This window comes from Desulfovirgula thermocuniculi DSM 16036 (assembly GCF_000429345.1).
Lineage (GTDB): Bacteria > Bacillota > Desulfotomaculia > Desulfotomaculales > Desulfovirgulaceae > Desulfovirgula > Desulfovirgula thermocuniculi.
Window position 1 is genome coordinate 78,600 of record NZ_KE386887.1, and the last position, 22,992, is coordinate 101,591.

The 22,992-nt window shown below is 57.2% G+C and carries 26 protein-coding genes; 2 read left to right on the forward strand and 24 right to left on the reverse strand.

Annotated features, from left to right (window positions below; genetic code table 11):
• Window positions 1-363 precede the first annotated feature (363 nt).
• Entirely contained in the window at window positions 364-1,113 is a 750-nt protein-coding gene (cas6, locus tag G454_RS0115725) for a CRISPR-associated endoribonuclease Cas6 (protein ID WP_027719317.1), read from the reverse strand.
• Between the two features lie 90 nt (window positions 1,114-1,203).
• On the opposite strand from cas6, the gene G454_RS0115730 reads away from it, so the two are divergent.
• A complete protein-coding gene (locus G454_RS0115730) occupies window positions 1,204-2,514 on the forward strand; it encodes an RNA-guided endonuclease InsQ/TnpB family protein (protein WP_245574436.1) in 1,311 nt (436 codons plus the stop codon).
• 42 nt (window positions 2,515-2,556) lie between these two features.
• On the opposite strand, the gene cas2 is transcribed toward G454_RS0115730, so the two are convergent.
• From cas2 to G454_RS0115775, 9 genes are all read right to left on the reverse strand, one after another.
• Window positions 2,557-2,823: a CRISPR-associated endonuclease Cas2 gene (gene cas2, locus G454_RS0115735; protein WP_027719319.1), complete on the reverse strand. Its 267-nt coding sequence runs from the start codon at window positions 2,821-2,823 to the stop codon at window positions 2,557-2,559.
• A gap of 4 nt (window positions 2,824-2,827) precedes the next feature.
• A complete protein-coding gene (gene cas1b / locus G454_RS0115740; protein ID WP_027719320.1) occupies window positions 2,828-3,838 on the reverse strand; it encodes a type I-B CRISPR-associated endonuclease Cas1b in 1,011 nt (336 codons plus the stop codon).
• Window positions 3,839-3,850: 12 nt separating this feature from the next.
• On the reverse strand, window positions 3,851-4,390 hold the full coding sequence (gene cas4 / locus G454_RS0115745; protein WP_051276603.1) for a CRISPR-associated protein Cas4: 540 nt from the start codon (window positions 4,388-4,390) through the stop codon (window positions 3,851-3,853).
• Window positions 4,371-6,650: a CRISPR-associated helicase/endonuclease Cas3 gene (locus G454_RS0115750; protein WP_027719322.1), complete on the reverse strand. Its 2,280-nt coding sequence runs from the start codon at window positions 6,648-6,650 to the stop codon at window positions 4,371-4,373. The genes cas4 and G454_RS0115750 overlap by 20 nt, the downstream gene beginning before the upstream one ends.
• Window positions 6,651-6,738: 88 nt before the next feature.
• Complete coding sequence (gene cas5b, locus G454_RS20650; protein ID WP_169719391.1) at window positions 6,739-7,443, reverse strand: type I-B CRISPR-associated protein Cas5b; 705 nt, start codon at window positions 7,441-7,443, stop codon at window positions 6,739-6,741.
• An 18-nt stretch (window positions 7,444-7,461) separates the two neighbouring features.
• Window positions 7,462-8,532, reverse strand: a complete 1,071-nt coding sequence (cas7i, locus tag G454_RS0115760; RefSeq protein WP_027719323.1) for a type I-B CRISPR-associated protein Cas7/Cst2/DevR — start codon at window positions 8,530-8,532, stop codon at window positions 7,462-7,464.
• Between the two features lie 67 nt (window positions 8,533-8,599).
• Window positions 8,600-10,354 carry a type I-B CRISPR-associated protein Cas8b1/Cst1 gene (gene cas8a1, locus G454_RS0115765; protein ID WP_027719324.1) on the reverse strand — a complete coding sequence of 585 codons (1,755 nt, stop codon included), beginning with the start codon at window positions 10,352-10,354 and terminating at the stop codon, window positions 8,600-8,602.
• Between the two features lie 71 nt (window positions 10,355-10,425).
• The gene (locus G454_RS0115770) at window positions 10,426-11,394 is read right to left on the reverse strand and encodes a helix-turn-helix transcriptional regulator (RefSeq protein WP_027719325.1); all 969 of its coding nucleotides are present in this window, start codon (window positions 11,392-11,394) and stop codon (window positions 10,426-10,428) included.
• An 83-nt stretch (window positions 11,395-11,477) separates the two neighbouring features.
• Window positions 11,478-11,717: a hypothetical protein gene (locus G454_RS0115775; protein ID WP_027719326.1), complete on the reverse strand. Its 240-nt coding sequence runs from the start codon at window positions 11,715-11,717 to the stop codon at window positions 11,478-11,480.
• A 113-nt stretch (window positions 11,718-11,830) separates the two neighbouring features.
• On the opposite strand from G454_RS0115775, the gene G454_RS19870 reads away from it, so the two are divergent.
• Complete coding sequence (locus G454_RS19870) at window positions 11,831-12,067, forward strand: glutaredoxin family protein (protein ID WP_084413558.1); 237 nt, start codon at window positions 11,831-11,833, stop codon at window positions 12,065-12,067.
• Between the two features lie 64 nt (window positions 12,068-12,131).
• On the opposite strand, the gene trxA is transcribed toward G454_RS19870, so the two are convergent.
• The 14 genes from trxA to G454_RS0115845 form a co-directional block, all read right to left on the reverse strand.
• Complete coding sequence (gene trxA / locus G454_RS0115785; protein WP_027719327.1) at window positions 12,132-12,449, reverse strand: thioredoxin; 318 nt, start codon at window positions 12,447-12,449, stop codon at window positions 12,132-12,134.
• Between the two features lie 64 nt (window positions 12,450-12,513).
• A complete protein-coding gene (locus G454_RS0115790) occupies window positions 12,514-12,714 on the reverse strand; it encodes an FmdB family zinc ribbon protein (protein ID WP_027719328.1) in 201 nt (66 codons plus the stop codon).
• Between the two features lie 33 nt (window positions 12,715-12,747).
• Entirely contained in the window at window positions 12,748-12,921 is a 174-nt protein-coding gene (locus tag G454_RS0115795; protein WP_027719329.1) for a 4Fe-4S binding protein, read from the reverse strand.
• Between the two features lie 62 nt (window positions 12,922-12,983).
• Entirely contained in the window at window positions 12,984-13,751 is a 768-nt protein-coding gene (locus G454_RS0115800; RefSeq protein WP_027719330.1) for a helix-turn-helix domain-containing protein, read from the reverse strand.
• Window positions 13,752-13,917: 166 nt separating this feature from the next.
• Window positions 13,918-14,931 carry an endolytic transglycosylase MltG gene (gene mltG, locus G454_RS0115805; protein ID WP_051276609.1) on the reverse strand — a complete coding sequence of 338 codons (1,014 nt, stop codon included), beginning with the start codon at window positions 14,929-14,931 and terminating at the stop codon, window positions 13,918-13,920.
• A gap of 35 nt (window positions 14,932-14,966) precedes the next feature.
• Entirely contained in the window at window positions 14,967-16,538 is a 1,572-nt protein-coding gene (locus G454_RS19875) for a VanW family protein (protein WP_051276611.1), read from the reverse strand.
• 91 nt (window positions 16,539-16,629) lie between these two features.
• Entirely contained in the window at window positions 16,630-16,911 is a 282-nt protein-coding gene (locus G454_RS0115815; protein WP_027719332.1) for a DUF1292 domain-containing protein, read from the reverse strand.
• Between the two features lie 79 nt (window positions 16,912-16,990).
• Complete coding sequence (gene ruvX / locus G454_RS0115820; protein ID WP_027719333.1) at window positions 16,991-17,428, reverse strand: Holliday junction resolvase RuvX; 438 nt, start codon at window positions 17,426-17,428, stop codon at window positions 16,991-16,993.
• A 15-nt stretch (window positions 17,429-17,443) separates the two neighbouring features.
• On the reverse strand, window positions 17,444-18,391 hold the full coding sequence (locus tag G454_RS0115825; protein ID WP_027719334.1) for an aldo/keto reductase: 948 nt from the start codon (window positions 18,389-18,391) through the stop codon (window positions 17,444-17,446).
• 5 nt (window positions 18,392-18,396) lie between these two features.
• Entirely contained in the window at window positions 18,397-18,657 is a 261-nt protein-coding gene (locus G454_RS0115830) for an IreB family regulatory phosphoprotein (protein WP_027719335.1), read from the reverse strand.
• Between the two features lie 83 nt (window positions 18,658-18,740).
• Entirely contained in the window at window positions 18,741-21,380 is a 2,640-nt protein-coding gene (alaS, locus tag G454_RS0115835; RefSeq protein WP_027719336.1) for an alanine--tRNA ligase, read from the reverse strand.
• 125 nt (window positions 21,381-21,505) lie between these two features.
• Window positions 21,506-21,700 carry a hypothetical protein gene (locus G454_RS21155; protein ID WP_211230135.1) on the reverse strand — a complete coding sequence of 65 codons (195 nt, stop codon included), beginning with the start codon at window positions 21,698-21,700 and terminating at the stop codon, window positions 21,506-21,508.
• A gap of 23 nt (window positions 21,701-21,723) precedes the next feature.
• Complete coding sequence (locus G454_RS21960; RefSeq protein WP_169719393.1) at window positions 21,724-21,897, reverse strand: hypothetical protein; 174 nt, start codon at window positions 21,895-21,897, stop codon at window positions 21,724-21,726.
• A 90-nt stretch (window positions 21,898-21,987) separates the two neighbouring features.
• Complete coding sequence (locus tag G454_RS0115845) at window positions 21,988-22,971, reverse strand: MBL fold metallo-hydrolase (RefSeq protein WP_027719337.1); 984 nt, start codon at window positions 22,969-22,971, stop codon at window positions 21,988-21,990.
• Between the last annotated feature and the right edge of the window lie 21 nt (window positions 22,972-22,992).

The window sequence follows — 22,992 nt, forward strand, 5'->3', positions numbered from 1 at the left end:
CTGCGTTTCAATCCCACAATGGTTCGATTTGAACCGGCTGGAGTTTCAACGCTCCGTTTAAGGCCGATATGTTTCAATCCCACAATGGTTCGATTTGAACCAACGAAAAAATCGAGTATTTTTAATGGCTTGGTGATTCAGGGTAGCCGCAAATCCCGGGTAGGCGGATTTTAACCGGGGATCGACGGCACCAATTATAAACGGAAACTTGCATAAAATCTTGCTCCGCCCTATAAGCACTACCAGGAAAAACCAAATTAGATCCGGAAAAACCGTGTTCGACGGCAATTATAATACGAGTCTGGGAATCCATGCAAGCACCGGATGGGTTATCCCCTCCATATGCCCCTGTAGAACTGCAAGTTACCGCCTCCGGGTAGGTACCACACGGAACATGCCAAATCCCTGCATGTTCCTCTCCCCCAGGCCGGCTTCGTACGCCAAGAGGAGCAGGCTTTTTTCTCCCTCCAAAGCAAATCGCCCTTCATAACACCGCACCTGTGTTCCCTGCACCGTCAACAGCTTGGAACGCCACTCTCCTATCCTTTCAAACCGTACCCGCGCCCCCTCTTTAACCGGCACCTCCAAGGCATAAGCCTTGCGGAGCAAATTTACCTCCAATACTTCCCAAAAACGCGGTTCATCGGGAGATAGAAATTGTTTCCGCAGCTTGCCCCCCGACATAACGCCGGTCGAGGCCACCAGGGGTGAGATGGTCTCACATAACACGCGCCCCTCCAGCTCAGGGACCGGCTCTACCTCTATCCTTTCCACCGCCAAACGATTGGTCCCCAAAATTGCCTCTCCTTCCGCCAACAGGGTTACGGCCAGCGCCTCCATGGGCGCAGCGAGGGGGGAGGAAACCCACCAGTGAATGGGAGGCGTTAGGGTCAGGCCCGCGCTACAGGTAGCGGCGCGGCGGGGATAAAGTTTTGAGAACACCACCATCTTGTAGCGGTGGCTTTCGGCCACAAAGCCCTGTTCATGCAGGAAGCTACCCAACTGTGGGCGGGCCCTGGCAATGGCCCCGTACAAAAAACCGTGCAGGAGGTGCGGGTAATGCCAGGGTAAAGTTATTGGTTTCCCAGTGTTAAACACAATGTGCAAGCGCATTTTTAACCTTCACCACCCTTTCCGCTCCGGAGGCCCCGGCTTTTAAAAGCCTGGGGAGGAAGGCGCGGTAATTTTTTTCTTTCGGCCAAATTGTGGTATCATAAAAACATGAAGCGCTGCAATATCGTCCGCGTGCTCTTCTCAAAAGAGCAAGCCAAAGTCCTCGAAACCCTGGGAGACCGCTGCGCTGCGCTCTGGAACGCTGCCAACTTCCGCTGCCGCCAGGCGTTCCTGAAGAGGGAACCCATGCCTTCCTACGCCACCTTGTGCGCGGAGTTCCAAAACCACCCCGCGTACAAAGCCCTGCCGTCAGACATCGCGCAGGAGGTTTTGAAAAAGCTCAGGAAGGCGTGGGACTCCTTCTTCGCTTGCTTGCGGCTCTGGAAGAAGGGCAAACTGGAGAAGCGGCCCGGTCTCCCAAGGTATTGGAAAGATCGCCGCACGGGGAAGAGGCTGGTCAAGCTAATCCCGGTCAAGTCCCCACGGTCCTACTCCCTAGACGCCAGGACGCTTTCCCTAACTCTGCCCGCAGACCTGCGGGACGGCAACAGCCGCCTGGTCCTACATACGAAGGGCGTCCTGCGCTTCTCCGGCACCCCAAAGACCCTGGAACTCAGGCACGACCGGGTGAAGAAGCGCTGGTACGCCCACCAGGTCGTGGAAGTGCCGGAACCAGCAAGAAAAACCCGGCCCGAGAAATGCGCCGCTTTAGACCTCGGCACCAGGGTACTGGCAGCCCTGGCCGTCGAAGGCTTAAATCGCCAGATTCTCTTTTCCGGCCGCAAAGTTTGGAAGGACTTCCTGTACTGGACTAAGCGAATCGCAGAAGAGCAGTCCAGGCTGAACCGGGCCGGGCGTAAAACTTCCCGGCAGTTGGGAAGGCTCTACCTGGTTCGCGCCCACAGGCTCAGACACGCCTTCGTTGCCCTGGCCGCGGAAATCGCACGCATCCTGAAGCAGCACCGCGTGACCACGCTATTCATCGAAGATCTGGCAGGCATCCGGGAAGACATGGACTTCGGGCCGAAGAACTTCCTGGTGCACAACTTCTGGGCTTTCAGGATGCTGAAGAAGCTTGTCGAAGCCGCCTGCGCCCGGGCCGGGATAAAAGTCGTTCCCGTCGAACCGCACGGGACCTCTTCCAGGTGCGCCGTCTGCGGCTCTCCCACTGGGCGTCCCGTCCGGCACAAGGCGGTGTGCAAAAGATGCGGCTACGTCTGGCACGCCGACGCCAACGCGGCGCTCAACATACTGCTTTTGGGCTCCTCGAAGGGGCACGGGGCGGAGGCTACGCCCCTGAAGCCGCTTGCCCTCCGGTGGAACCGCCATCGGTGGGTAAGCCGCTTCGAATCTGCCGCCGGTACGCCTAAAACGGCGAGCGGTAGCCGGATGGCGGCGTAAGCCGCCTGAAGGAATCCCCGGGCTTTAGCCCTAGGGAGGAAGTCAATCCAGGATTTGGTCTATAAGGGCCTTTTCCTGTCCCATAATCTCTTTTCGCAGGTACTTCTTATGTGGCAGGCGGTAGATATAAACACTATCGTAGTCGGGATCGATGAGGTTTTTTAACCCCAACTTTAAGCGTTCCAGCTGGGATTCGCTCAATTCTCCTTCAAAGGCACTGTTCTGCACCCAGTGCAAAAAGCGCCGCAGATACTGGCACACTTTGGCCACGCGCGCCTGTTCCACGTCGTACACGATGACCACGTACATACCCTCACCACCAGGCTCTAAGAGACCTGTAAGGCTCCATGCCCGTGAGATGCCGGATGATCTTATAGGCCTCAAGGCGAATTAAGTGACGGTAGGATACGTTGCGCTTTAGCCTCCGGTGATAAACCGTTGTTTGCAATGTTTCTTCCAGCTCACGGACTACGGTTTTCCGCGCCTTCTCTTTAAGATAGACTGCCGGCGCCTCGCCCAGGCCCACGAAATCCTCTTCATCAATGACGCCCCGGTTGAGCAGGCGGAAAAGCACACGGTCCCCAACCAGGGGCTTAAAAATTTCGGCTATGTCCAGTGCCAGGGAAAAGCGGCGCTGGGAAGGCTCGTGCAGGTAGCTGATGGTGGGATTTAACTGCGTCACATAAATCTCTGAAAGGGTGGCCGTATAGATGAGGGTGTTAAGGAATGAGATCAGGGCATTAAGCATATTGTCGGGCGGGCGCCGCACCCGCTTCTCGAAGGGCTCTTCCAGCTCCAAAATTTCGTTAAAGGCGGCGTAATACGCTTCCCTGGCCTGCCCCTCTTCGCGCATCAATTCGGGAACGCTCTCGCACGCGGCAAGTCTTTCCATGCACCGTTCCACCACGGCCAGCGAGCTTCCTACGGCCTTACCCCTGTGGCTGTAATAGTTGAGATTGCGCCTAATGTGGTAGAGGGCACTACTGACAAACTCGCGGGCGAGAAGCATCCGCTTTGGTAAATCCAGGTAGTGTTCTACCTGTTTGACCATCAGGTGGCCGCTGATATTTGTTTCGCGCGGGTAAAAACTGCCGGCGTAAAAACCGTGGTAGTTAAAGAAATGGACGACTACCCCGTTTTGGGCAAGGAAGTTAAGTAGTTTTGTGTTTAGGTCAATTTCCCCAAAAAGGTAAATATCGTGCACATCTTCAATGGGAATGGGTTGGCGGGTAATTTCACCGGTTTCATCTTCCTGCTCAAGGTAGAGTGTGTTTTGCCGCCGCCGCAGGCGGCCATTGCGAAAAATGTAGTAGCTACGGGCCAAACCGGTCACCTCTTACCCCCAGCATAGCTCACAGTATGCACAAATGCGGCAAGTGGGCATAAAGTTTGCTTGTGGCGGTGAGGGCAGCTGTTCAACCCGGCGGATGCCCCGCAGGGCTTCCATAACGGCGGCTTCCAGCTCAGGCGTCAGATGAACTTCCTCCCTGCGCCGCTCCTTTGGAAATCGCAACTCACCGGCCAAGTCCCCGGCACCCAGGCGCCTCAAATAAAGGAGGTAGTAGGCAACCTGCAGGCGGGCGGCATCCACAAGCTTGCGAGAGTGCTTGATTTCCAACACCTTGCTTTCCGCTTCCAGCAAGTCTATCTTGATGAGATCGTCAATGAGCACTTCCCGCCTGGATAAATCGGGGTAGGCACGCTCGTGAAGCAGACGCCCCAACGCCACCCTTTCCGATAACGGCTCCATGCGCAGTCCTTTGGCATACAACCATACTTTGCGGTGGCATACCACCCAGTAGTTGATCTTAATACCGTTCGTTCGCAGTTCGGCAAATTCTTCGTCGGTCATCAGGTCAAGCGATGAAGCCGACATCCAAGTCGACCTCCCCGGGCAGCAAACCCAATTCGGGGTCATATGCAACATTTGCTACCAACGTGCCGTCTTTTAAGGGCGTAAGTCTTCCCGCATTGTTTAGCATCCAGAAAGTACCAAGCGGGACGGGCACTAACAGCTGTGTTGCGAGGAGAAAATGCTTTTGGGTACGATGCTCTTCATACTCCGGATATAAGCAGCGAGGCAGCACTTCCACACCTTGAAACATGTTGCGGAATTGTTCTTCACCTTCAGGCATGCGGTATAAGGGGCGCAAAGAATTAAGCACGGTTTGAAAAGCGTTCTGAGCCTGCTCAAACCGCTTGCGTTCTTTGGCTGTCCAGCCATTACGATATACCTGACGCACCCACTCGGCAGCGACTTCCACCGTTAATGGCTCGCCGTCAGGCGGCGCACTTTCCAGTGTCCCCTGTAAGCGCTCTAAATCATAAACGCGCCGTAACTGCTCAGCGTTAAATTCCCGCGTCACATGAACTTCCACGCCTTCAGGATGCTCGCCGTAGCGGTTCACCCGCCCAAAGCGCTGCAATAAGTCGTCAACAGGAGCAATTTCCGTGAAGATGGTGTCAAAACTGACATCCAGCGATACCTCCACTACTTGCGTGGCCACAAGCACACGCACATCAGCATCCTCTCTACCTTGCAATGTTCCGAGGATTGCTTTTTCCTTGGCCACCCGATCACGACGGGTAAAGCGTCCGTGCAAGAGATGAACGCCGTCTAGCTGCTTTTGCAACTGCCGGTATAGTTCCTGGGCCTGGGCCACGCGGTTGGCGACGACGAGCACGCGCTTTTTATTTGCGGCGGCTTTCACGATAGCCGGTACAAGCGCTTCAAGGGGTTCATCATGCCAGCGCAAGCGATGACGCACTCGAGCAAGGAATTGTTGTGCCCATTGGGCATCACCACCCTCCAAGCCGAATTCGGCAGCTGGCTCACCCAACGCCTCTTTAAGCAACTCCTTTAAAAAGGGAGGGAAGGTGGCGCTCATGAAGAGGCAACGCCCGCCCAGTTTTTTTAGCACCCGCACCATCTCGACAATAAGCGCAACCGTATGGGCATCGTAGGCATGAATCTCGTCAAAGATGAATAACCCGCCGAGCATTTCGCTGACGCCGATTTCAAAGCGCGGAATGCCGAAAAACCACTTGAGCAACTGAAAGGGCGTAGCGACTTTAATGGGCTTATGGATAAGGCGATTGACGTCGGCTTCGGATTTGGCCTGTGCTGCGGCCACTTCATACTCGCCACTACGCTCAAAATATTCCCGGAAGGCATAATCCAGCGCCCGCGCATGAACAGTCCCCACATTTTCTTTACCGAATCTCTCTTCCAAAGTATCCGCCATTGCTTCAATGCTAGCCTGGTACGGCAAAAGATAAAAAATCCGCTCATTATGCTGACGGTTGCGTCGCGTCCACAGTAAAGCAGCCAGTGTTTTGCCCGAACCCGTCGGCGCCTCCAAAAAAGCATGGCCTTCATGCTCGCCCGCACGCTTTTGGAATGGACGTAAAAAAGGTGGCATTGGTGGCTCAGGGAGAGCGTTTTTGAACTCCGACACGCCCGCACTGACCGCATGATCCGCTGCCATGAGCCAGCCGCGTACAAGAAGTAAGGCTAAAGATTTTTTGTTACAGAAGAGGGTCTCATTGCCGGTTTCCGATTTTAGGCCTTCTATAAAACCGGCAGGTAGCGGCATTTGTTCCGGCATTTTGGGTAAGCATAACCCGTGCAGTTCAGATTGCTCTTTGCAAAATTTTTGTAACCACGCCCAAAAGGCTTGCAACTCATCGGCTTTTTCGCGAAACTTCCGAACGGCGCTTTCCACGATGTCGGGTTCGGGTAAGGGTACAAAGCCCGCATCGCCTAAAAGTTGGGCATCGCTCAGATCACGGTGGTGGGTGAGCACAGCCGCAACCGCCAGCGCCTGTATGTCATCGTCCATGTCAGCGGCAAGCAGCAGCGCTGCCGATAAGACCTCGTGGCGAAATTCCCAGCGAAACCATCCGTCCGTAAGGCTGCGCTGAAAGCCGCTTGCAGCTTTGCCCAAGTCATGGGCAAGAGCAGCGATGATAAGGGCCTGCCGCAACCGCTCCGCCTGTTTGTCACCAAGTAAGCGGCGCCAGTGATCCCAATATGCTTCCGCTACAGCTTGGGCATAAGCTGCGACCTGGCGGGAATGCTCTGCCAACGAAATCGCCCGCTCACCTGATTTGGCTAGGGGTTCTCCTATGGTCATATTACAATCCCCCAGAGCAAAAACGCATTTTCTAAATTTGTTAATCCCACGTAAAAGTCCCCTTTGGAATTTGGATCATTCGCTTTCCTCACAAAGCAACATTTAAGTTCTTAGTTACCCACTCTCGTCGATATAATGGTACTACTGTCCCACCAGTGGTATCTCGCACCAACCAACCGAAGGCTCGCACAAAAGCAGGGCGGTGTCTGACATCTACTACACCGAAAATTTTCATGCCCAGCAATTTCCGGTAAGGCTCAGCGGTGAAGGCAAGGGGTAAGTTGTGCAACCATGCGCCTACCCTGTTCTGGCTGTCCGCCACCAGTTCTAAGGGCAGCAAGACCCCACTTACCTCGCCCTCGTCAACAGGCTCTAAGGTAACAGGCGTTATGGAGTCCACACCGGCGACATCCTGCGTGCGTCCCAGAAGCAAAGGATAACGCGGTTTACGAAACGCTGCTTCCCATTCCGGAGGCAAGTAGAGGGCCAGGCGGGGCATTACCAAAAACTCGCGTTGGAGAACATTGCGTCCGACAAGCCGCGCAGCTTCTGTAGGTTTAGAGCGCTCCACCGTAATGATTGCTTCTAAATCCACCGCCTTGCCCTCATATTCACAACGGTATGCCAGCCATTCTACTTCAGTAGGCAAAATCCATCGCCCCGCTGCTGCAGACAGTAAGCCATAGATCGTGGACAATGGCGGTACGGGCAGCGTCAGTTGGTGCCCAACAAAGCTGGGCACTCGAAAGGAAGCCGTATAGGCAGTTAACACAATACGGATAGCGCTTATCATGGGCATACACCCTGAGAGCTACAATTTATAGCATTCGAACACCGGCTTCACTTGCTCCGCTGCTTTCTCCAGCGCTTGCTGCGGTGTTCCCGACATCTCAATGAAGTCCTTAAACGGTGCCTCCTCGGCAAAGGCTTTGAGCACCTCGTTTTCATTGGCTAGCACGGTCGGGCGATAGCCGAAATACAGAGCTTTTCCACTTTGAGGTACCAGCAAGCGGTCCTGGTAGTCTGCCACCACAGAGCGCAACCGTTTCAGATTCAGTCGCACCCGCTCGTTGTTCTCGTCGGGTTCAAACAGACGCTGGAAAGGCGCATTGCCGCCATCCAGAAAGCCCACCAAAACGACGACAGGGCCCACGTCGGAAAGGTTGCGGGCCAGATGAGCCCCTCCGCGCAGGCGCGCTAATGCCTTCAGGACATCTTGCACGCGCCTGATGCGCTTATCGCACGGCAGCCGGTAAGTACGTTCATCTACTTGCTCCAGTTCGTTTTGATAAACCCTAAGCGTCTCATCGGACAAGTCGAACATTTCTCCCACTTCAAACCGCCCCACATCGCCCAGCGAGAGGGTGAAGGTGCCTTGGAAATAAGTCGTGTAGTGTTCGGTTTCAAAGGGGATGATGTCAGCGCCGGGCGGTAAGTTTCGGGAGAAGTGCCCGAAATCTCGCTCAATGACATTGGGCAAAACAGAGATGAGTAAGCTATTTTTTAGGGGCGAGATGCGGCGGAAGGTGCCTCCCGCTCCGCTCTCTTCATCGCCTTCACCGCGCCGCCGCTGGCGCTTTCTTGCTGCCATGTAGCCAAATAGATCGTCTTCCTCATAAGAAATCGGGTCGCCTTTTGTATACGCGCTTTTTGCTTCGCGCGTCACCTCACTGGGTGTCCAGCCAAAGTCGGCATAGAGCACTTCCCGCCACCAGCGGCGCCACGCCTGCCCCGACACATACGGGTAGCGCAACCGCCCAATGCGGATTTGTTTCACAACGACGGCATTATCGGCCCGGATTCCTTCATCTTGCCCAGCGTTGTTAAGCGCCGCACCATTGGTTTCAATGAGGACGGCCCCTGTTAACACAGGATACGCCATCATACTTCACCTCCACTTATAATTGGCAAAGTACCTTTTATTGGCAATATAGGGGCGAGATATGTATTCATTCTGTCGTGAGGATAGATACATTGGCTTGCCCTTGTTGAACCTCGCCTATGCCAGCGGCAATTTCCTCTTCTTCTGGCACCGCCCCTGGAGCACGGTCAAACAGAAACGCCAGCAGGTAATCGCGCAAAAGCCAAAGGCGGTGTCTGTCATCCAGTGGAGCGAGAAACACAAAATCGGCAAAACCCATCGCACCCGCACGCACGGCACTCAAGTAAACATCTCGGATGCGCTCAGCTTGGCGGGCAGTTTGCAACTGCGCAATCCAACGCGAAAGATTCGGCAAGGAAGCGATGAGCCGCTCGCCGATTTGTTGAAGGCGGGACAACGTTTCGTCAGGTGAGAAGGTCGCTTGACCTCCAAGAGCGGGAAATTCTTCACCCTGCTCCTGGCACCGCTTCCATTCGTAAGCTACTGCCAGTACGATGTCCCGCACCTCACCGGCTGCCCCGTAATCGTTCGGGGGCAACAGGCTGTAAAATTCGTCGTGCTTGAGCCAACCCTGCCGTACATAGCGAAGCAACACGCCGTAAAGCTCGTTCCTCTGCGCCCTCTGTAACTCGTTGAGGCGTTTTTTGGCGTCGTCACTTTGGGCAATGGCAATGCCCAGCCGTTCTATAATGGCCAACTTCTCGACAACCATCCCCCGCACCTCCTTAAGGTAAAGGCGATGTCCTATCCACCCCCCGTGCAGTTTGGGTATATCAGGCTCAAGGCAACTGCCGACAAGGGCATCGCCATTGAGTAACCGTTGAGCGACGCTCTGTACAAACCCGATGCGGATCCTACGTTCTTTCTCGCTTAGTCCATTCGGCACTTGCATCAACTCACGCCAAAAGCGCTGGAAAGCGTGCTTCGATTCCAGTTGCAACTTTGCCAAAAATCGAAGTAAATCGTTGGGGACGGGAAGAGCTTGCACGAAGCCGCCCCGGTTGTCGTTGGAAAAAACATATGCCGTTGTTGGCAGCGGGCTTTGATAAATCGCCCGCACTTGGTCGCCAAAACGCTCTAAAAGTTCGCAAAGCAAGTAAAGCACCGTCCCTGCATCGCCCGCTGTCTCCCAAGAGCTGAAAAAATCAAGTATTTCATTGGCAGCGATGTGTCGGTCAAAATGCTCCCAGCCGTAAGTTTGGGCAATAACAGTAGCAACTGGTAGCGCTTGTGTATGCAGAAACCATAAGCGGTTTTGGACACCCGTACGCATGACTGCCATCGGCAAAAACCGCACCGCTAACGCGCACAAACCGCAGATGCGAACGCCATAAGCAAAGGCGGGATAAAAGTTCACGATGCCTTCCAAGAGCGGCATTTTGTCCTTGCGCCGTATCTCCATGGCCTCTGCTTGACGGCGCTCACCACAGGCAAAGCAAACCTCGTCGCCACCTGCGACTTGCAAGCATTGTTGTGCTTTCCGCAATTCTGATGCCAGTGCTTCACGGAACTTGCGCCGTACGTTTTCCGCTTTCCCCTCCGCTGTTTCGCCTCTCCAGTTGGAGGGATTATCCAGTTCGCTATTGGGAAAAACTCGCTGCAGCGCTTTTTTGGGACCCGAAAAGGCTTTGCCCACCCCAATACCCAGCGCCTGGTCGCTGAGCAGGATTCGTTCCAATTCCTTTGTAGCTATCTCTAAATGTTCAGGCATTAAATCCTCTAACCGCTGAACTTTTGCTGCCGCCGCCAGCGCTGCTAACCCCGCATCCACGAAGGGATGTCCTGTCCAGTGCACCTGCGCCATCGATCTCACCTCAGCCATATTTCAAGCCGTCACCGCTACCACCACTTTACCACTTCCCACTGCAACCAGTGTGCAGTGCCGCAAAGTTTTTAACGGTAAATCTGCGCCATCTTTTGGATCTCTTCCCTAATTGCCTGCCTCAAAGATTCGGGAGCCAGAACCTCGGCGTGGCTGCCGTAGCCCATGACCCAGCGCTTGACTTCGTCCAAGCCGCCGGTAAAAAAGCGCAGGATGAGACCGCCGTCGGGAAGCTCTTCGATTTCCTGGCTGGGGTGCCAGGATCGTTCCCGGATGTAGCGGGCCTGGTAGGGGTCAAACTTTATCACCACCTCCACCGGCTCCTCACCCCGCTCGGCCACAAAGGCCTGGGCCATCCACTTTCCCACCGAGAAGCCCGGGTCGCGCTTAAATTCCTGGTTTAGCACCTCCCACTCCTCTATGCGCCCGGCGTGAAATGTGCGCATGTCACGGCGGAGGTGGTCAAAAGCAATTAAGTACCAGTCCCCGCGGAGGTTGTAGAGATGGTAGGGCTCCACCACCCGGACCTGCCGGCACCCTCGGCTGGCCGTATAGTAGCGGATTTTTACCTGCCGGCAGCACTGGATAGCCCGATGCAGTTCCAGGAGCAGCTCTTCTTTCACCGATACCACCGGGGGAGGGGCAAAAATATAGCAGGCCCGCAAGTCCCCCAGGCTCACCTGGATCTGGCTCTTCAGGCCTGCCGTTATCTTTTCCACTGCTGAGCAAAGCGGTCCCTCAAAGGCGGTGCCCAGATACCGCCTGGCAACTTCCACGCTTAAGAAAAAGGCCAAGAGCTCTCCCTCCGTTACCAGTACGGAAGGCAGCGCCCAGTTAGGGTCCGTGTAATACCAGCCTCCGCGGCGGCGGTCATAGGCCAGCGGCGCCCGCAGCCTGTCCACCATGAACTGCCGGTCCTGGTAGATGGTGCGCTCGCTCACTTCCAGCTCTCTGGCCAGCCGGCGGGCATTGGGATATTTGAGGGCCCGGATTTGCCGGTCTATTTCCAGTATGCGTTCCAGCTGCTGGCGGCCGGACATATTTCGACACCCAGCCCCTTATTTTGACATAATGCTTCCATTACTAGATTTATTTCACTATGTTAAGAGAATTTTCCTCCTTACTAGAGCCACCAGTTTAGCCAGCCACCATCTTCCAGAAACGCAAGCAATGGCGCCAGCAGCACCAGGCTGAGGAAAGCCATGCCCATAATGGCCAGCGGCCAGAAGTCAAAGGCCAGAAGGTTGCTGACCACCAGGGCCAGTAAAGCGGCCAGGCAAAAGGACATGCCCATAACCGCGACGATCCCGGCCAGCACCAGTAAGCGCAGGATTGCCGCCCGCAAACGCCTCCAAATGCCCAATGCCCACCCCTCCTCCCGGAGCGGTAATCATATATTTTACTTGCGCGAATATTTTCCCTTTTCATTGTGCAAAAAATATAAAGCGCATATTATCTTGGGGGGAGGCGTTCTTCATGACCGGGGAACCGGTAACGGTCTACACCACACCCACCTGACCCCACTGCCGCACGGTGAAAGAGTTTCTTTCACAGAGAGGTATTAAATTTACGGAAAAAAACGTAGCCGAAGACGAGGTGGCGCGCAACGAGATGGTGCGCAAGACAGGCCGGCTGGCCGTGCCCACGATTACCGTAGGCGAGCGGGTGGTGGTGGGCTTTAACCGCGAGGAGCTGGAAAAACTGCTCCACTAGGAAACGGCGGCCTAAAAAGAAAAGCCCTCCTGAATAATGGAGGGCTTTTCGGCCTTTTTTATTTTTAAAGCAGGCTCTCCAGCTTTTTGGCCAGCACGCCTTTAGGCGTAAAGCCCACTATTTGATCCACTACCCTGCCGTCTTTGAAAAACACCAGCGTGGGGATGCTCATCACGCCAAAGCGGGCGGCCAGGTCCCGGTTTTCATCCACGTTTACCTTGACCACTTTTGCCCGTCCGGCAAATTCCCCGGAGAGCTCCTCAATGATGGGCGACATGCTGCGGCAGGGCCCGCACCAGGGAGCCCAGAAATCCACCAGCACCGGCTGGGCCGATTTCAAGACCTCTTCTTCAAAATTGCTCGCGCTAAGCTCAAGGGCCACTTTTGTTCCCCCTCCTTATAGTTTAAATGTCGCTCAGGGTCACCGACCCTGCGCTTCAGATGGCTCACCCGCCTCCCGCACCGGCAGTGCTTGTCCCGCCACAACTGCCGCCGCCCCCTTTCACCTGCACGGCACAGGGGGTAATAAGCTGCTTCACGCGGCGGCTTTCGCAGTGCGGGCAGGCTACCTTGTGCCTTTCTTCGATGCCCACCAGTACGGTAAACTCGCGCCCGCACTCCTCGCAGCGGAAGTCATAAAGAGGCATGGACACACCGACCTCCTTTTAGGCTATTAACGGTTAGGCTATGGTGATAGCCCCTTGAGGGCAGCTGAAGATACACTCCTCGCATTCGCGGCACAGCTGCGCGTTCACTCTGGCCACCTTGGCGGCAACCGCAATGGCCCCGTACGGGCAGGCCAGCACGCAGGCGCCGCACCCGGCGCAAAGTTCGGAAATGACCAGGGCAGGCATGATATGTCTCCTAATCGTCTTCTCTTTTCTATTATACTAAACCTTATTTTCGCTTTCAATAGTTAACTTAAGCCCGACCTCTTGAATAGCTGGATAAAGTTCAGAATAAACTGCAGCTCTTTTTGGTTGAGATTGCAGACCAGGTTTAAAACGGCCTGCACGTTGGGATGCATGAGCAATTCCCTTAGTTCCGGGTTCATCAGGCTCAGCATTTGGTCGACGGCCCCCGGCTCCATGATGAAATAGCAGGGCGAAACACCCATTACCTCGGCCAGCTTTTCCAGCGTCTTCAGGGAGGGCTGTACCTTGCCCTGCTCGATCTGACCAATCAACCCGGCGGTAACGCCGGCCAGCTTGGCCAGCTGCGCCTGGGTGAGGCCGTATTCTTCCCGCAGGGCTTTTAGCTTATACCCCAGGGAGCCTTCCTGGCCCATGATGGAGGTGGGAGGGACACCCAGCGCCTCGGCAATACGCTTTACGGTGTTAAGGGAGGGGTATACGGTGCCGCGCTCAATTTCACTCAGGTAAGAAAGGGAAATGCCGGCACGCTCGGCCAGTTCCTGCAAGGACATTTTTTTCTCCGTGCGCAGGATGCGGATTTTATCCCCCAGGGAAAGGCCGCGCTCCACCACATCCCCCTCAATGAGCTGGGTCTTGGGTACGTTTAAGGCCGCGGCCAGTTTTTCCAGCGTCTTCAGCGAAGGCTTCTTGGAGCCCCTCTCGATTTCGCTTAAATAAGAAAGGGACAGGTTTGCCCGGCGGGCCAAATCCTGCAGGGTATAGCCTCTCTCTTCCCTTAAGGCGCGGATTTTTTCCCCCTTGATAATCATTGCCAGACCCCACACTCCCAACGAAAAACAACTATACTATTATCGTACTATAACCATACTAAGCAGTCAACGCTTCCTGCCAGAATTTTCCCCATATTTTTTAAAAAGTTCAAAAAGCTACTGCGCGATCCCCGCCTCAAGGGCACGAAATTTCTCTTCCCACCCCTTACGACTGATACTTTTTCTTGTTGGCGTTGTGCTCCTCCAGGGTACGGGCAAAGGCATGAGTGCCGTCAGGGCGGGCCACATAATAGAGGTATTCGGTGCGGGCCGGCAAGACGGCGGCCAGCAGCGAGGCTTCCCCCGGGCAGGCTATGGGGCCGGGGGGAAGGCCGCTGAAAAGGTACGTGTTGTAAGGGGAGTTAACCCCCAGGTCGCGGTAGTAGAGCTTTGCCCGGTGCGTTCCCAGGGCGTACTGCACGGTGGCGTCCACCTGGAGGGGCATGCCCAGCCTGAGCCGGTTTAAGATTACCCCGGCAATGAGGGGCCGCTCCTCGTCCACCTTTGCCTCCCTCTCGACCATGGAGGCAATGGTCACCGCCTGATGTAGCGTAAGGCCTGCTTGCTCCGCCCTGCGGCTGTAGTCCAGCTCCTTCATCTTCTGGGCAAAGCGGGAGAGCATCATTTCTATAATCTCTTGCGGAGCAAGGTTGTATCCCAGGTAGTAAGTGTCCGGGTAAAGGTAGCCCTCAAGCCGGTTTGGGCCGGGAGGAAGATTTTTAATAAATGGGTAAGGAAAATCCGCATTTGCCGCCGCGGTCAGAAATTCCTGGCGGGAAGCCAGGCCCTCCCTCTCCAGCAAGTCGGCTATCTGGTTAACGGTAAAGCCCTCGGGGATGGTCACCACCCTTACCTCGGCCTCCCCCGCTACCAGGCGATCCACTAACTCCCCCAGCGGCATGGAGGTGGTAAAGGTATAGCGTCCCGCCTTGAGCTGGCTGTCCACCCCCTTTAAGCGGGCATAAAAGCTAAACGCACCGCCACTGCGCACCAGCCCCTTTTCCTGCAGAAGCCAACCTATCTCCCCGGTGGAAGCATGGCGCGGGACGATTACGGAGACGGTGCGCCCGAAGCCGGGCGGGCAAGGAGGGTAAAAAAGAGAAACTCCCCAGACAAGCACCAGGATTCCTAAAAATACCATCATGCCTCCGGCCAAAAACCACTTTTGGCGGCGAAACATCTATCCCCCGCTCCCACGGTTACCTTGCGTTTTCCTTAAGGTTGGGGCTGCCGCTCCTGCCACCCCTCCGGTGAGGCCTGCCCCGGAGGGGATTCTCCTCCCGAAAGAGGGGCCTGCCCCGAGGGGGAAGCCCGAGCCGGCGCCCCAGGGCTGGAGCCGGAAGGCTCTTCCTGTCCCCGGCGGCCCGGCGCAACCGGCCCGGCAGCAGGTTCCCGGGCGTCACGCTCTTTCTCCTGCCCCGCAGGTGGCGGTACCACCGGCCCGGTGCTCGGCTCCTTTGCCCCGATGACCACCACCTGATCTACCGGCTCGTAAAAACTATCGGGCAGGTTCTCCATATAAACCCGGTCCCCTTCACGCACCACCCGCTGGGCGGTAACGCGGTAGCCGCGCGAGCCCTTCTGCTTGACCACCTGTTCGCCCCGCGTGAGGTTGGGGTCCACCTGCTGAACGATCTTTGGCTCCAGCACCTCCACCACCTGGGTGCGGATCTCCACCGGCACCCTGTAGTCGGTATTGCCGTATATCTTAAAGGTGAGCCGGTCACCCTCCACATAAGAGCGGATGTAAAGGTAGCTTTCGGTATTATTGCGGAAGCGCAAGTCGATGTAGCCGTAAACCACCGTGGCATCGCGCCCCAGGGGCACATACGAGACCGGCAGGGAATGGTTGGTGCGCTCCAGGATTTCCAGGTTGGCCAGCAAGACCGCGTTGTACAGGGTAGTGCTCACCTGGCAGACACCGCCGCCCGGGCCTTCCACAAACTGGTTATTAACAATCACCCGTGCATTCTTGTACCCGGCTTCGTGGCTGCGGGGCCCCACCACGTTGTTAAAAGAGACTTCCTGGCCCGGAGGCACCAGGAGTCCGTCCAGGGCGGCAGCGGCCACGCGGATGTTGTACGCCCGGTCGATGTCCGACGGATCAAACCTGGTGGTATAAGAGGCCAGGAGGCCCTTTAGACCCATGGCCTGCACTTCTTCGGTCGTCACCCGCGGCTTTACCCTGGTGAGGTTGAGGCCGATAACCGGTTCTGCGTTCCCTGCGGCAAGGGCCAGCAAGAGGTCCTGGTAGGCCCGCTCCGTGTCAACTTCCAGGCCCTCCCGCCCGGGTATTATCTCAATGACATCCCCCGGCAGCACGCGAAAGGCGGCATCCTGGGGTGGACTGGCTATCGAGGCGGCGAGATCGCTCACCTGCCGGGTAAATTTTTCCCTGTTGACGGCGTAGACGAGGGGCAAATCCAGCCCTCCGCGCCTGGCGCGCCAGCGCGTTGCCAGCCTCTGCCACCAACTACCCTCCCTGCCCACCTCCAGGGCCCTGGCGGCCGTCGCTTCCGCATCCAGGTGCAGGCCGATTTCTGCCGCGCGTAGAGTCCAGGTGCGGTCCTGCCAGGTAAAGGTTACCGGCATGGCGGCCAGCCTTTCCTCCAAGGGCTGCAGGGCCTCAAGGCACTCCTCCCGGGTAAGGCCGGAAAGGTTCACCTCCCCGGCTACCACACCGCCCACCACCCGCTCCCCCCCAAAAGAAAAGGCTGCCAGCCCTACGGTAGCCATCAACGCAAGGATAGTTGCGGCCACGCCCGCTACCTTTAAAAAAATGCGCATCCCCCGTTCCCTGCCCCACCGGATACAAACATAAAAGCTGGATGAGCAGGTAGCCCTGTCCCCAGCTTTTAGCCCCTACCGATAACCTCCCTTAGGCATCCTCCTGAGAGGCCATCTCTTCCCAGTAATCGGCTACTTTTTCCCATTCCTCGTCGTCTTCAATGTCCACGAGGATCTCGCTGCCGTCCTCGTCTCTCTCAAACCGAAGGATGATGGCCTCCCCTTCCTCTTCATCCTCACCGACCTCTACGGGAAGCAGCACCGCATACTTTTTTCCTTCCAGGTGTAAAATGTCGATGACCTCAAAATCCCTCTCCTGGCCCTCCTCATCGACCAGCGTAATTATTTCTTCCAGCTCCAGATCTTCGGGCATACAGGTCACCCCTTACCTAAAGTTGTGCCTATTCTATACCACGATAAAACCCTTGTCAAGGATCCTCCATCCCGCAAAGTTAATTTTCCCCACTTCTTTCTTTTTTATTATAAAAATCAAGATAACCCTGCAGAATAAGAGCTGCCGCCAGCTTATCGACCACCTTCCGGCGCCTGGCCCTGCTCACGTCGGCGGCCAGCAGGATTCTCTCCGCCCCCACGGTGGTGAGCCGCTCGTCCCACGTTTCCACCGGCAACCCCGTAGCCTCCCTGAGCCACCGGGCAAATTCAAGCACCCGCAGGCCCTGCCTGCCGAGGGAGCCGTCCATATTGCGCGGCAGGCCCACGACAATTTTCTCCACCCCGTACTCCTGCACCAGCCTGTTAACCCTCTCCAGGAGCTTTCCTTCACCTATATCCCTGGGTATTACCTCTACACCTTGAGCCGTCAAGCCCAGGGGATCGCTCAGCGCCACGCCTACGTTTTTCTCCCCCACATCTAAGCCCATGACGCGCATGGCCACGGCTCTCCTTTACAGTACCTTAATGCAAAAATGGGGGCACGCCGCGCCGCAGTAACCGCAGAGCCGGCAGCGCGAGTGGTCCACCACGGCGCGCCCTCCGGACAGCGAGAGGGCGCCCGCCCCGCACTTCTCCACGCACCGCCCGCAGCCGCAGCACCACTCCTCAATGTGCAGGCGCCGCTCCCTTTTTTCCAGGATCTGCCGTAGCTCCGCAGGTACCTCCCTCCCCGTGAAAAACCTGACGTTAAAATCAACCTCTTCCCTGCTCCGCATCCCCACGGCTACGCTGGCCAGGTAGGGAATCTGCAGGGCAAAAGAAAAGGCCTCTTCGGCCCGGGCGATTAGATGGCCCCCACCCAGCACCTTCATGGCGTAGAGGCCCTTTCCAAAGGCAGCCGCCTCCTCTATGGCCGCCAGCATGTCCTCGCGCGTTCCGCCCTGGATGCCCACGCCGGCAACGTTGACCAGGGGATGAATGACGTCTATTTCCGGCACGCGGGCCGCAGCCCGCACACCTTCAACGCTGTGGGTGGAAATACCGACGGCCCTGACCAGCCCCTTCTCCCTGGCCTGCAGGAGAAACTCGAAGGCCTCCCAGTGGCCGCGCAGGGTTAAAGCCGACTCCTGCTCGTGCAGGAGGAAAATATCAATATGGTCGCGGCTTAAAGCCCTCAGGGCTTCCTCCAGGCTTTCCCTCATGCCGCGGTGAGAGTAGGCGTAGGACTTAGTGGCGATAATTACCTCCCCATCCCAGCCCTGCAGGGCTTTCCGTATATGCGCGTAAGTGCGGTAGCTCTCGGCCGTGTCGAGAAAATTAACGCCCGCCTCCAGGGCGTAGCGAATTACGGCAGCGCCTTCTTCAACCGGCAGGTTGACCTGCAGCGGGCCAACGGTAAGGGTGCCGAAACAGAGGCGGGACACCCTTATGCCCGTTTTTCCCAGCACGCGGTATTCCAAAATGCCTAACCTCTCTCCAGGTAGTTCCTTACCAGCTCCTCCAAGAGCTCATCACGCTCCAGCTGGCGGATCATGCTGCGGGCGTTCTTGTGGCTGGTGATATAAGCCGGGTCCCCCGAAAGTAGGTAGCCCACAAGCTGGTTGATGGGGTTATAGCCTTTTTCTTTTAAAGCCTCGTACACGGACACGAGTATTTCTCTGGCGCGGCTAACTTCCTCCGCTCCCTTTTTAAACATCACGGTATTTTCCTGCGCGTCCCTGGCCATGGCGCCTGTGCCCCCCTCCCCCGTTAAATTAAAAGGTAACCTTTAGGGGATTTATATTCGGCTGGGGCCACTCCTTTTCCTCTCTACCCCTTTAACTGGCTGGCCGCAACGGCATAAGCCCTTTCCAGGGCCTCCTGCAGGCGGGAGGGGTCCTTGCCGCCTGCCTGGGCCATATCCGGGCGCCCACCGCCGCCGCCACCTACAACGGCGGCCACCTCTTTAATCAGCTTACCCGCGTGCAAACCGCGCGGCAGCAGGTCCTTCGTCACGGCAGCCACCAGGTTGACGCGCCCCCCTACGGGGCTGGCCAGGACGATAACCGCCGAGCCCAGCCGCTCCCGCAGGAGGTCCACCATGGCCCGCAGGCTATCCATGTCCGGAGCGGAAGTTTTGGCGGCCAGGAATTTGGCGCCGTTTAGGTCTTTTACTTGCTCCAGCAGGCTTTGTACCTCAAAGCGGGCTATCCGGGCCCGTAAGGTCTCGCACTCCTTTTCCAACTCCCTGTTCTCTCTAACCAGGGCCTCCACCCGGGCCACAACTTCGTCGGGAGAGGCTTTAAGCAGGGAAGCTACCTGATCCAGCTGTTCTTCCCGGGCCCTGAGGTAACCGAGGGCACCCGCGCCGGTTACCGCCTCTACCCGGCGCAGGCCCGCCCCCACGCTGCCCTCGCCGACCAGCTTGAACAGCCCTATTTCGGCGGTGGAGCGCACGTGGGTGCCCCCGCAGAGCTCAAGGCTAAAGTTGCCCATCTTCACGACCCTCACGCGCTCACCGTACTTTTCCCCGAAAAGGGCAATGGCCCCCATCTTTCGCGCCTCGTCAATAGTGGTGAGGTATGTTTCCACGGGGAGGTTTTCCAGTATCTTTTCGTTAACCAGGTCCTCCACCCGGCGCAGCTCCTCGGGCGAGAGGGCGGTATAATGGGTGAAGTCAAAACGCAGGCGGTCGGGCGCCACAAGGGAACCGGCCTGGTTGACGTGCGGGCCGAGCACTTCCTTCAAGGCCTTGTGGAGCAGGTGGGTGGCGGAGTGGTTGCGGGCCGTATCCCGCCGGCGCCGGGCGTCGACCTCCACCCTCACTTCGTCGTTTTCCCGCAAAATGCCGCTCCGCACCTGCCCGCGGTGTACGATGAGCCCCTCCACGGGGCGGAAGACATCCCGCACCTCCACTTCCAGGTCGTGCCGGGCCCTGACCACCGCATGGTCGGCTACCTGGCCGCCGGCCTCCGCATAGCAAGGGGTGACGTCCAGGACAAACTCCACTTCCTCACCGGCTGCCGCCGCCCCCACGCGCCGTCCCTCCTTGAGGACCGCCCGGACCCTCGCCCTGGCCTCTAAGCTCTCGTACCCGACGAAGATGCTCTCGCCCAGCTCATCCCGCAGGGACTTGTAAAAGGCATCCCTTTCGGAAAGGTACTCCATTTCCACGCGGGCGCTGCGGGCCCTCTCCCTCTGCTCCTCCAGGGCGCGCTTGAAGCCTTCTTCGTCCACCGTGAGGCCCTCTTCGGCAGCCATTTCCTTGGTTAGCTCAAGGGGGAAGCCGTAGGTATCGTACAGCCTGAAGGCATCTTCCCCGGAAATGACCGTGCTGCCCGCCGCCCTGGCCTCGCTTATAAGGGCGTTTAAAATTTCCGTGCCCTGGGCCAGCGTTTCGCCAAAGCGCTCCTCCTCGCTGCGAATCACCTTTAAAACGTGCTCGCGGTAAGTCACAAGCTCGGGATAGACATCGCCCATCTGGCGGATAACGGCATCGGATACACGGTAAAAGAAAGGCTCGTGCAGGCCCAGCAGGCGGCCAAAACGCACGGCGCGCCGCAAAAGCCTCCTGATGACGTAGCCCCGCCCCTCGTTGGAGGGAAGGGCGCCATCGGCAACGGCAAAGGTCACCGCCCGGCAGTGGTCGGCAATGACCTTCAGGGCCATGTCCGTTTTCTTGTCGGCCCCGTAGCGGACGCCGGCAATAGACGAGGTAAAGTCCATAATTTCCCGGAAGAGATCGGTATCGAAGTTACTGGGCACCCCCTGCAGGACGGAAGCCACCCTTTCCAGGCCCATGCCCGTATCAATGCCCTTGCTGGCCAGGGGGGAATAGTTGCCCTCCTCGTCACGGTAAAACTGGATAAAGACCAGGTTCCAAATTTCCAGGAAGCGGTCGCAATCGCACCCCACCCGGCAGTCGGGAGAGCCGCAGCCCCGCTCTTCCCCCAGATCGACGTGGATTTCCGAGCACGGGCCGCAGGGACCAACGCCTATTTCCCAGAAGTTGGTATCCTTGCCCATGCGCACTATCCTCTCCGCAGGGACACCCACTTCCCGGTGCCAGATGTCAAAGGCCTCGTCGTCGTCCAGGTAAATGGTCACCCACAGCTTGTCCGGAGGCAGGCGGAGTACCTCGGTGACGAATTCCCACGCCCAGGGAATGGCCTTTTCTTTAAAGTAATCCCCAAAGGAAAAATTGCCCAGCATTTCAAAAAAAGTATGGTGCCTGGCCGTGCGCCCCACGGACTCGATATCCGGCGTACGCAGGCACTTCTGGCAGGTGGTCACGCGGCGGAATTCGGGTATGGCCGTCCCGGTAAAGAAGGGCTTGAAAGGCACCATGCCTGCCGCCGTCCACAAGAGGCTGGGGTCGTTGGCCGGGATGAGGGAGGCGCTGGGCAAAATGCGGTGCCCTCTCTCCTCGAAAAATTTGAGGAACTTCTCCCTGATCTCTTTTCCGGTCACTTAACTTTACCTCCTACACACAGCGGGCAAATTAGAAGAAATCCCTTCTTATTTCGGTGTAATTATACAAAAGCGCTCTCTCCAATGTCAATAAAAGAAAAAAGTGAGGAAACCCCCACCTTTACCTAACGCAAGATGTATTCGCTTACCCTGCTGGATACTCCCCTTAAGAAACGGCGTGCGCGGGAAGGGCGGCTCATGCGTACGAGGCGGAAAATGTTCCTCTCGTCCTGTTTCCTAGGGGGAGGGGATAGCAGCATCCCGATCAGGGCACCCAGCAAACTGCCGGCGATCACGCCGCGCCAAAAGCTCAAGCGCATAAGATCACCCCCCGGGAACTATGTTAAATGAAAAACTCGTTTTCCGGGTCGAAGGCGACCAGGCTGCCGTCCTCGGCAACTTCATAAATTTGCACACCTTCCTTGTTTATACGGTACTCAACACAGCAGTCCCAGCAGTAATAGTGGTCCTGGCCGACCTTACCGGTAGCCTTTCCTTTGCAAATCGGGCAGTGCAAAAACACTTCGCCTCCTGTGCTGCAACACCTGAACTCATCATGCATTATGCCCTTAAAAGACCCGAAAAATACCCCCCTGGCCTGGAATATTCAAGCACCCCGCACGGCATTTGGAGGGGCACCGAAAACAACTGCCTTGCCCGCCTCCCTGACCACCAACTCCCCCTTCCCCACCAGGTGCATGAGGTGGGCCAGGGTTTCGGCCATAGCGAAACGCACCTCGTGCATCGTCAACCGGTCCCCAAAAGTTGCACGGGCCACTTCATAGGCCGTGGCCCCGGGGGCGGCCAGTTCCTTCATCAAGCGAAGCCTCTGCCGGTGGTGCTCGAGCAACTGGTTGATGCGCTCGGGGAGGTTGGCGAAGGCCTCACCGTGAGCCGGCAAAACCAGGCTTACCTCCAGCTTCAGGCATTCTTGCAGGGACTGCAGGAACTTGGCCAGGGGATCCTGCTGGGCAAAAGGCCACAGCCCGACGTGGGAAGAAATATGGGGGAGGAGGTGGTCCCCGGAAAATAGGATGCCGAGGGCAGGGCTGTAAAAGCAGAGGTGGCCGTCGGAGTGCCCGGGGGTCAAAAGCGCCCGGCAATTAAATACCCCTAGCCTTACCTCCTCGTGGGGGCTTACGACGGTAAGGCTGGGGTGGGCGTTCATGGTGGCCATGAGCTCTTTCATGGCACCAACGGCCTCGCGCGCCAGGGCAGGAGGCATGCCGTGTCGGACAAACAGCTCCCTTACCGCCTCCGCCGCCCTGGCGCCGTCACGCCAGTAAATCCCGGCCAGCCGGGCATCGGCAGCACTGATGCAAACCCTCGCCCCGGTCAACTGCTGCCACCAGCCGGCCAACCCGTAGTGATCGGGGTGGAAATGAGTGAGGTAAACGGCCTTTACGTCACGGGGGTCAACGCCGTGGGCAGCCAGGAAGTCCTCCCAGGCCTCACGGGCCGGCGGGATGTTTAAGCCACAGTCGACGATGTACCAGCCCTCCCGGCCCTGCACGGCATAGCAGAGCACGTGATCCAGGCGGAAAGGCAGGGGAAGCCTCACCTGGTAAATCCCCCACCGCTCGAGTTCCATATCCTACCACCTCCCGGCGGA